A 2,893-nucleotide genomic window follows, 5' to 3' on the forward strand; every position below is an offset into this window, starting at 1 on the left:
CTGGTGCCGTTCTCGGATCTCGCTCGCAATCGCGCCAAGTTTCTCGCCAGATCCAGTCCTGAGGATGTGATCGCAAGGTCCGGTTTCCAGGCGTTTCTCGACAAGCTGAGCGGGTCGATGGTCGCGGACTGTCTGACGTCAACTACAACCGCCGCCGACGACAACTAAAATTGCCGCCCTATGCTGCTACCGGGGCTGACGCCGTCGGCTTGGCGCCGGCAGCTTTCGCCCGATAGCTTTCAACGCTCATCAGGTCGAGAACGACACTGTGATGGACGACCCGGTCGATGGCCGCTAGCGTGGTCATCGGATCCTTAAAGATGCGCTCCCACTCCGAGAACACGAGGTTTGTCGTGATGACGATGCTCTTGCGCTCGTAGCGCTCGGCGAGCAACGTGAACAGCACTTCCATTTCGTCTCGGTCATGCTGGACGTAGCCGATGTCGTCCAGAATGAGGCACTCGAAGCGGTCCAGTTTCGCTAGCTCCTGCGGCAAACGCAGATCGCGCTTTGCTGCCAGGAGCCGCTGCACCAAGGCCCCCGTGGGGGTGAACAGGACCGGGTACCCTTGTTCGACGAGCGCGTGCCCCAATGCGCAGGCAAGATGGCTTTTCCCCGCACCAGGTCGGCCGACCGCGACCACATTGGTGGCATCCTTGAGGAAGCTGCCGCTGCGCAACCGTTCGATCTGCATGCGCGTGGCCGGATCGAACCTTTCCAGCTTTAGGGAACGGAAGTTCTTCTCGGGCAGCAATTCGGATTGCCTTAGTAGCCGCTCGATTCGGCGCGATGCCTTCGCTGCGCGTTCGATACGAGCCAGCTCGAGAAGGAACGCCTCATGAGTCAGCCCTTCCTTTGCTGCTCGCAGTGCCGTGTCCTCCACAGCTGCGGCCATGGCGCCGAGATTGAGCGCACGAAGCGACACCAGCAATTCATCACGGGGGTTATGCATGGTTGCTCCGTGACGGAATCAGGGCGTCGTAGTCGCGCAAGTTGATGGCGGCCTTGCCGATCTTCGGTACCGCTGTCGGCGTCGGGCTTGCGACGAGTTCGCGCACAACATCGAGCGTCGGTACGCGCTCGTCATGCAACACCCGGCCGATTGCTTCATCGATTTCCGCCTCGGATGTGCTCGCAGCTAGATGCAACAGGCGTAGGTATTCCCGGTCCGCCTTCGTCGGCGTTGCGGCAAGCAATGCGTCGTAGGCCCGGCGGAACGTGGTCGTCGGAAACAGCTCGTCTCTGTAGCAGTAGGCCGCGAACGCCCCGGGCTTTCTAACCAGCGACCAGATTAGGTGCCGATAGTCGATTCGCCGCTGATTGCGGCCGGTCAAGCGCGGCAGAGTAAGAACGTGCGCCGCCCCATGGTAAAGATCCAAGCGCTCCGAGCGGATGCGTGCTTTCAGCGTCGCACCGATCAATCGCGACGGCACGGAGTAGTGATTGTTGAGCACCCGGACCAAACTGAAGCGAGAGACGCGCACCGAGAGCTCGCGCGTGAAGTCCAACGGCGCCGCGGGCAGCGGCCTAAGCGCCGCCCGATCCGCCTCGAATCGCTGCGTGCGCGTAAGATTGCGCTGCCGAACAAGCTCGCCAAGGAAGTGTTCGTAATCGCTACGCGTCCCGAAGTCTCGCGTGCCGCGAACCCGCAGCGCCTGATCCACGGCCTCTTTGAAGCGGAAGTGCGATTGTTCGACGTCACCGTTTTGGTTGGCGCATCCGGCCGTGTTCGCCGACGGCTGCATGCCGTAATGGGCGAGCAATGCACGATAGTTCTGCGTGAACTCATGCATTCCTTCACGATCGAGGTCGCGTACCGCCGCAGTCAGATTGTCGGTGCGGTGCCATTCGGGAACACCGCCGATCTGCCACAGGCACGCTTCAAGCCCTTCAGCCAGTGCCTCGAAGCTCTCCGAGAAGCAAATGCGTATGGCCTCCACATTCGAGTAAGTCAGCACCAGGTGGTAGACCAGGTGCGGGAACACCGTGCCCGAGATCGTTACTCTCAGGCTATTCATCGAAGTGAAATCGGATTGAGCCATGCGCCCGGGCACATGCTCCTGTGGAAACATGACTTCCTGTTCCGGGCCGTGGCGCACTCGCCAGGCTTGAATGTGCCGCTGCAACGTGCGCAGTTGGCCTTCCTGATATCGCCCCGGAAACGCCTGACACAGCAGCGCGAACAGCGTCTTGGCCTGCAGTGCCGGGTCCCGCTTGAGATGTTCCTCGACCCACGGCCAATCGAGGCTAAACGGATTCTCCCGCGTGCGATGCGTGCGCGGTTTCTTCATCTGACTGGGCAACGTGCCCGCACGCTCGTACTTGCGGACCGTGCGCTCACTCATACCCGTTCGCGCAGCCGCCAGCTTCTGGCTCGCTCCTTTCCGCCGTTCTTCCCGCAACAATTTGATTTCTCCGTCTTTTTTCATGCTGGCTCCGGAAGGAGCCGCATGATAGCGACGGCCGCGACCTCAACAGGTCAGCCGTCGAAAACCGGCAAATCTAGTTGTCGCCACCGGCAAAAGTAATTGTCGCTGGACACGCGGACTCGGAAAAGCGTATTCGCGCCGCCAATCTCAACAAAATTCACTTCGCTGTGCAGAAGGCCGCGGACGAGCTTGTCAGAACGCAGCGCGAAACATTCGCTCCATTGACGGATGCCTTCCGAAACGACTGTGCACTCGTCGACAAGCAACTCGATCTGACCGTTGGCGCGCTCAATCAGTCGGTTCAGAACCTCTCGGCCGAGGCGCTCTCCGATTTCGAAGCCCGGGTGCGCAAAAGCGTCTATGACAAGATCGGCAGCGGTATCGGCAACGACGATCTCAAGTCGGTGCTGCAAGGTGCTATCGAGCGCGAGCAGAAGGCGCTCGAAGCCGGGCTGTCGGACAAG

At 60.7% G+C, this 2,893-nt stretch carries 3 protein-coding genes; 1 reads left to right on the plus strand and 2 read right to left on the minus strand.

What is annotated here, in order from left to right; all coding sequences use genetic code 11:
• Nucleotides 1-178 precede the first annotated feature (178 nt).
• Together istB and istA are read right to left on the minus strand one after the other, a co-directional pair.
• Nucleotides 179-952 carry an IS21-like element helper ATPase IstB gene (istB, locus tag ACTHN9_RS01915; protein WP_440535062.1) on the minus strand — a complete coding sequence of 258 codons (774 nt, stop codon included), beginning with the start codon at nt 950-952 and terminating at the stop codon, nt 179-181.
• Nucleotides 945-2,429 carry an IS21 family transposase gene (istA, locus tag ACTHN9_RS01920; RefSeq protein WP_440535063.1) on the minus strand — a complete coding sequence of 495 codons (1,485 nt, stop codon included), beginning with the start codon at nt 2,427-2,429 and terminating at the stop codon, nt 945-947. The genes istB and istA overlap by 8 nt, the downstream gene beginning before the upstream one ends.
• Nucleotides 2,430-2,596: 167 nt before the next feature.
• Between istA and ACTHN9_RS01925 the strand changes: the two genes are divergently transcribed.
• On the plus strand, nt 2,597-2,893 hold a 297-nt coding region (locus ACTHN9_RS01925; protein WP_440535064.1), incomplete at its 3' end, for a hypothetical protein.

The sequence above is a fragment of the Trinickia sp. genome (assembly GCF_051953405.1).
Taxonomy (GTDB): domain Bacteria; phylum Pseudomonadota; class Gammaproteobacteria; order Burkholderiales; family Burkholderiaceae; genus Trinickia.